4 protein-coding genes are annotated in these 7,047 nt (G+C 42.6%); all 4 read right to left on the bottom strand.

Annotated elements, in window-relative coordinates; all coding sequences use genetic code 11:
* Window positions 1–89: 89 nt before the first annotated feature.
* The 4 genes from J3U76_RS09330 to dnaQ all read right to left on the bottom strand — a co-directional run bounded on the left by J3U76_RS09330 (window position 90) and on the right by dnaQ (window position 6,930).
* Entirely contained in the window at window positions 90–1,196 is a 1,107-nt protein-coding gene (locus J3U76_RS09330; protein WP_208005695.1) for a response regulator, read from the bottom strand.
* On the bottom strand, window positions 1,196–4,225 hold the full coding sequence (locus J3U76_RS09325; RefSeq protein ID WP_208005694.1) for a hybrid sensor histidine kinase/response regulator: 3,030 nt from the start codon (window positions 4,223–4,225) through the stop codon (window positions 1,196–1,198). Before J3U76_RS09325 ends, J3U76_RS09330 begins: the two co-directional genes overlap by 1 nt.
* Before the next feature lie 852 nt (window positions 4,226–5,077).
* A complete protein-coding gene (locus J3U76_RS09320; RefSeq protein ID WP_208005693.1) occupies window positions 5,078–6,214 on the bottom strand; it encodes a hypothetical protein in 1,137 nt (378 codons plus the stop codon).
* A complete protein-coding gene (gene dnaQ / locus J3U76_RS09315; protein ID WP_208005692.1) occupies window positions 6,202–6,930 on the bottom strand; it encodes a DNA polymerase III subunit epsilon in 729 nt (242 codons plus the stop codon). The genes J3U76_RS09320 and dnaQ overlap by 13 nt, the downstream gene beginning before the upstream one ends.
* Window positions 6,931–7,047 lie beyond the last annotated feature (117 nt).

Genomic DNA, 7,047 nt, shown 5'->3' with positions numbered 1-7,047 from the left:
AACCAACGAAACTCAGTATTGTTGGTAAACAACGACGATGCTGGATGAAAACAGCGCATCTTGAGAAGGTGTTGATGGCAGGAATATCTTCAATGGTTAAAAACTAAACACTCATGCGGTTGCCCTGCTTGACGACAACGGTTAAGACTAACAATATGTTGTTCTAATTCAGGTTGATACCACTGCCAACTATTATGCTCTGTGGGCAGTGCCATAGACGCTAAGCGCACTAAATCTTCTGCCGATTGATAAACAAAGCCACTGTGACTAATCCCTATACGCACGCCTATATGCAGTAATAAATTATCAACCTTAAAAGGCTGATTCATAAACTCAATCAGTTGATTAGCTCGAGTGGCTATCGAGTTTTCTGTCGCTTGACCAAATTCTAAAAGCAACCACTCATTGCCCCCCCACACCCCTAACTGCTGCAGGCCGTGGTTAACTGAATAAAGCGTTGCGCAGCGCTGCAAACGATCGCCCACCGCCTTACTTAACATTTCACTGGTGTGATAGCCGTGCATGCGCGCAATCTCATCCATGCCTTCAAGTACAATAAAATACAGTATGGCTTCGGCACTGTGTAATGCGAGAGGCTGCACTGCCATGGCCTTTATGGACGAGACTTGTTGTTGCTGTTGCTCTTGGTGTAATTTCTCTTTTAGCAGCGCCAATAAACCACGGCGATTAGGCCGCTCTGTCACGGGATCAGCTAACGATAACCGCTGTAAATCTGCGGTACGTTGCTTAACTAAGTCTTCTAATAACTCAGCTCGATCACTGCGATCGCGTAACAAAAAGTGCAGTTCTAAGGTGTTGTGAATGCGCTGTAATACTTCTAAGCGATCAAAAGGTTTAGATAAAAAATCGCGCGCGCCTAAGTTTAGTGATTGTAAGCGCGTTTCGGGATCAATTTGTGCACTCAACACAATCACCGGAGGTGCTTGATCAGGCCAACGCTTTTTTAATAATTCAAGTATCTGATAACCATCAATATGCGGCATACGAATATCAAGCAAAATGAGATCCGGCATTTTATCTGCAAGCAAAGACTCAACACACCGAGAGTCAGTTTCACTGCGCACCGCTTTATAGCCATAATCTTCTAGCAGCTGAAAAATAACTTCAACATTAACCGGATTATCATCAACAATTAAAATGTCGGCATTATCATAAACAAGGGGTATTTTTGGCATTATCGAGTAGGCTCCAATAACGTATTTAACACGACAAGCAACTGCTGAACATTAATCGGTTTAGTTAAATATTCTTTAAAGCCTGCTTGACTGGCTTTTTTAACATCGCTAGACATGGCATTAGCAGATAAGGCAACCATAGGAATATTAGCGGTTAACGGGTTACGACCTAACAAACTTGCGGCATCAATACCACTCATACCGGGTAAGTTGATATCCATTAAAATTAAATCAGGCGGATCAGAACAGGCAATTTCAAAGGCTAACTCTGCAGAATGGGCACATATTAACTGCATATCATCTTGTTCAGCAACCACATCTTTCATTAACCTTTGATTAGCAGGGTTATCTTCAACATACAAAATGGTATTTAGTTTTGCTTGAGAAATAGCCGGCGACAACTGCGTTGTTAAGGTTGCCGGTTGAGCTGTAATGTCTAGCTCAATATGGTTTTTTGCACTCTCCACCAACGGGAGTTTAAACCAAAACTCACTGCCCTGCTCTAACTCACTTTTTACGCCTATATAACCGCCCATTTTCTCAATAATATTTTTAGTTAACGCAAGCCCAACGCCTGTTCCTTCAATGGCGCTATTTTCGGCACCCAAGCGATTAAATGGTTTAAATAGCTGATCCATATCTTTAGGATCTACACCTTTACCCGTGTCTTTTATCGATATCACTAACATATCTTGTTGTGCTTGACAGAAAACATCCACTCGACCATGAGCTTGGTTATACTTAATAGCATTACTCACCAAGTTAATAATCACTTGTTTTAGACGAGTATAGTCTGCAGTAATTAACGGTGCTTGTTGCAAACTATTATCAACCTCAAGTTGAATATGGTATTTCTTGGCAATAGGCATTAGTCCATCACAAGCCTCAGACACAACTTCATACAAGGTAATGGGCTCTAGCGACATATTAATATGCCCGACCTCTATTTTAGCCAAATCAAGCACTTCATTAATTAAATTAAGCAAATGGCCGCCACTTTTATAAATTTGTTCCACTTGCCGATACTGCCGATCATTTAACGGCGTACGTTTATTGCTTTCTAATAACTGAGCAAAGCCCATAATCGCATTAAGTGGCGTGCGCAACTCATGGCTCATAGAAGATAAAAAGTCAGTTTTTGCTCTGCTAGCTTGCTCCGCTGCGTCTCTCGCTTCACGCAGTTGCGCAGTAAACTCTTCTTGCTCATTAAGCTGTCGATATAGCTTAATTAATAAGGCGCACGTTGAGTTAAACGGCTCTAGCCAAGTAACCAAGTCTTGAGTGTAATCTTCCTCACAATTGGTCATGGCATACATGCCAATCACTTCACCATCAGAAATAATGGGCACGCCTAAGTAATTATGAAAAGGGGGATGCCCTTCAGGAAAACCCTCAATCTGCTGACCACTTAAGTCATTATTAATAATCACCCTACCCTGATCAAACACTTGTCCTATAATATTATTAGTATTTCTGATCTTTATTTCACCCGAGCGTAGCTGATAAATAATAGATTTAAAATCTTCATTCCAATCCGGCTCAGGCTCAGTAATGGCGTGCATTTTTAATACTGGCAGCTCATTTTCGGTTAGCACTTCACCTATAAACAGATACTGACTGTTGGTGAGTTCTCTTAACGCCGCTTTTAAAAACGCCCACAACTGATTACCCGACATAAGCGCATGATAATCCGTTAACCCTCTATGTAGCACACTTAATAACTGTTGCTGCTTCTCTAGCTTGCGCTGAGTATGCCAAATATCATTAATATTATGCGCCACACTCACTACGCCATAGATTTCACCAGCCGCATTCAACAATGGCGATTTGGTAACATCAAAACGAGTATCGGCATCAAGCTCAATGCGCACACTTTCTGTGCGCCCAGTTTCAAACACCCGACTGTCACTTTCTAATGCAGCTTGTAGCAATGTAGGAGTAAAAAAACCAGCAGGCGTTAAGCCTGTCACATCCGTAATAGACTCAGGAAACAGATCAATAAAGGCTTGGTTAGCAATTAAATACTCCCCCTGCCCATTAACGGCAAAAATGGGGTCGCGGCTGGCATCAATAATAGAGCGCAGCAGCGCATGTTCATCTCGCTCACGCTGCTCTGCCTCAAATTCATCGGTTAAGTCCGTTAAAATACCAATAAACTCGATATTATCTGTATGATGCGGATCTCGTATTTGTTCTACCGCTAAATGAATAGGAATGTGACGCCCATCTTTATGTTGCGCACATACACGCCTACCTTGGCCAATAATTTTTTTAGTACCTGTGTGTATATAATTATCGATATAGCCGTCATGATGATCTGCCCATTGTGAGGGCATTAATACCTTAACATTACGATTAATAACCTCGCCACGTTTATAGCCCAACAAGGTTAAGGCAAAATTATTGATCTCTTGAATTAACCCTTGGCCATTAATGCGTATAATTCCAGCCGCCGCCCCAGTGGTAATAGCCTCGTACTGCGCCAGCCGATAATCACTTAACATACCTTGATGCTCCAACAACAAACGCTGCTGGTGCAGTAACAATAATTGCTCTGCCTGTTTGGCAAACATGGTTAACTGACTAAGCTGCTGCTCGCTTAACTGGCGGGGCTGAGTGTCAATAATACATAAAGTACCCAAACAAGCCTGAGCGCCCTTTTCATCATAAACATGCAAAGGAATACCCGCATAAAAGCGAATACTTGCCTCGCCGGTTACTAAAGGGTTATCAGCAAACCGCGCATCTTTACGCGCATCTTCTACAATTAGCGGTTTATTGTCGGCCACCACATGACCACAAAAAGAGATATCTCGCCCTGTTTCACAAGCATCCAGCCCAACTTTGGCTTTAAACCATTGGCGATTAGTGTCAATTAAAGACACCAAAGCAATAGGCACCTGCAACACCTGAGCGGTGAGTTCCATCAGTTGATCAAATGCAGGCTCAGCTGGGGTGTCCAGTATTTTTAGTTCATGCAACAAAGCCAAACGCTCAGCTTCATTAGCAGGCAGCAAAGGTGAAATCATAGTATTCCAAAGGCGATAAAGTATGACCGTATCATCATACATTTAAAAATAATATTTGTTGTAAATGTATCGGCGGATAACTTAAAAAGTTGAGTTAAAAACAGCGCCAAGCACCGAGTTAAAACCTAAACCTAAAACCTATTTGCAACGGAAGAACGCGGAAGCCACGGAAAAATAGAGATTAGATCTGAAAGAAAAGCTGTAAGCCGTCAGCCATAAGCTATCAGTTAAAGAAAAATCTCACATTTCTGCTTCGCAGAACCCACAGCTGAAGCGTGGGACTACAGAAAACCCAGACCGCCTTGGGTCATTGCGAGGCACGAAGCAATCCATTTCTTTACCTGAAAGCTGAACTTATCGCTATACGTTAAAGAAACACCGGTTTGGCTTTTTCGTATAGCGGTCAGCGTAAAGCGTATGGCTGTTTAAACGCCCTTCGGGGAGCTGTAAGCCGTCAGCTATAAGCTGTCAGTTAAAAAACAGCGCCCTGTGCCCGACTCCTAGCCGCCAAGTTAAAACCTAAACCTAAACCTAAAACCTATTTGCAACGCTTCTTTGTTACGAGAGTCACAGAAGTATCCTGTAAACTAATTTGCTCTACTCGTGGCTTAGGCATACTTGCCTCCTTAACATGTTTTGGTTTGAACATATTAAGTATAGACAGGCGTATAAAAATCAACCAATTCAGCTGTGCACTTGGTAGACTGGGTGTCTAATTGGTAGTGTTTGATGGGCTGAATGGCTGATGTTTCGTTTTAAACCCAGCCTAATAAGCTGGGTGTCCGATTAGTGGTACTTGATAAACTGGGTGTCTCATTAGTGGTGGCTGGGTTAGCACTCGTTGGTTTTTGTTTATTTGGTTTGTGGTTGTGCTTTTGATTTTTTTCGCTTGCGTATCAACCAAACTATCGCGGCCAGTAGTAATAAGGTGCTCACCGCACCAATAATAATTGGGAGCATATTCATAGGGCGCTCTTTAACAACAACATCGTCTGTTATGCTAACGGGTGGACTCACTCTAATGACTTGCTTAGCTAAGTTAAGTTGAATTTCTCGGCCTTCGGTATTGGTGACAAAAGCCTGACCTTTCCAATAATAATTACCGCTTTCTAATGCGTCAGGCAAATTAATAATTTTACCTGTCCCCGAGATAGGAATACGTTGCTGTGAGGGCGTGGTGAGTTCGCCAGTAACCACTAAAGAGTCGGCAACTAATTCATGATCTGCCTGAGTATTTATCTGCCATTTACTCAGTGCGTTTGGGGTTGAAAAGTTAACTTTTAGTGGCATTGGGTAGATAAGCACAGTCTGTTCTTGCGTTCGCGCCAGCACTTCATTACTAATAGTTACCTGATATAAGTACTCTCCAGGCAAAGTATCTAGCACAACCTCTGCCGTCATTTCTCCATCATTGGGGTAGGCATCTAACGCAAGTCCGTCATCCATAAACTTGCCAATCACTAAGGGCGCAGGCGCAAATTGTGCCTCGTAATCGTCTTTTAGATTAATTAGCTGTGCTTGCAATGATAAATCTTTCAGATAGTAATTGGCATCTAGTCGCGTGTTATTATGTTGCAATTCAGCGTTTATCTTTAATATCTCTTGCTGATATAACCTATTGGCGAGTGGTGTAGTGACTAATGAAAACTCACTCACCAAAGAGATACCTCTATTTTTATTTACTTTGCCCGTTGCTTGCCATGGCCCAGGTTCGGGTTGCCATAGTGTGATCACATCTCTATTAGTGCTACTGGCCCAGCTAATGTTATCGGGGTGATCCTGATGGTAATATTTACTGCCATCAGGGCGAATAAGCACCACAGGGCTACTCTCTAACTCTCGCTCAATAAACAAGGTAACAGAGCTAACGGAAGGATCTATTCGAAAAGTATTACTTAACCAGCGTGCGCTTTGTTCACTGGCAGTACTGAAAAAAGTAATCAGTAATAGCGCCCCTAGCATTAGGCTACGAGAGGTTAGGTGCGCCATAAACAGCTTCCTCCTTTTTCCATAATAAGATCAAGCCTAGCTTCATGGCTTTGTAATTCTTGCTGATTAGCTTGAATAACTTTTAATGGGCTTCTGGTTGACGATAACCGCTGAATTGCACCGCTATCTTCTTGTTTTTGGGTATCGCTTTGTAAGTTTAGCTTGGTTTGTCCCCCTGTCATCAACAGGTAAACATCGGCTAATATTTCGGCATCAAGCAAAGCGCCGTGCAAAGTACGATGGCTATTGTCTATGCCATAACGGGTACATAACACATCTAAGTTATTGCGCTTACCCGGATACAGTTTACGCGCAAGAGCTAAGGTATCAGTAACATGACAAATGGATTCAATTCGCTCCTTTCGTCCAATAAGCGACAGTTCATAATCTAAAAAACCCACATCAAAGGGCGCATTATGCGCAACAATCTCAGCACCGCGAATAAACTGTAAAAATTCATCTACTTGCGTTGAAAATACTGGTTTATCAGCCAAAAATTCCTCGGTTATTCCATGTACCTTAATGGCTTCCTCATCTATTTTTCGATCTGGTTTAAGGTATACATGATAATGGCGCCCCGTTAAGCGTCGATTCACCACTTCAACGGCGCCAATTTCAATCACCTTATGCCCCATATAATGGGGACCTGCCTCTGTGTTAAGACCGGTGGTTTCAGTATCAAACACCACGACTCGTGAATGGTTTTGCTGGTACATATCGCTGCTTCCTCTGCCCAAGTAAGGTCAGTATAAATAACTGCCACTTGCTATGCTAGCCAGAAGCAACACAGCTTTAGGCTGCCTTTTTATAACGGCTGTGGCAGACTGCCGCCC

Source organism: Oceanisphaera pacifica (assembly GCF_017498065.1).
Classification (GTDB): domain Bacteria; phylum Pseudomonadota; class Gammaproteobacteria; order Enterobacterales; family Aeromonadaceae; genus Oceanimonas; species Oceanimonas pacifica.
Note: the sequence above shows the minus strand (reverse complement) of the source record. Positions and strands in the feature narration are given on the sequence as shown.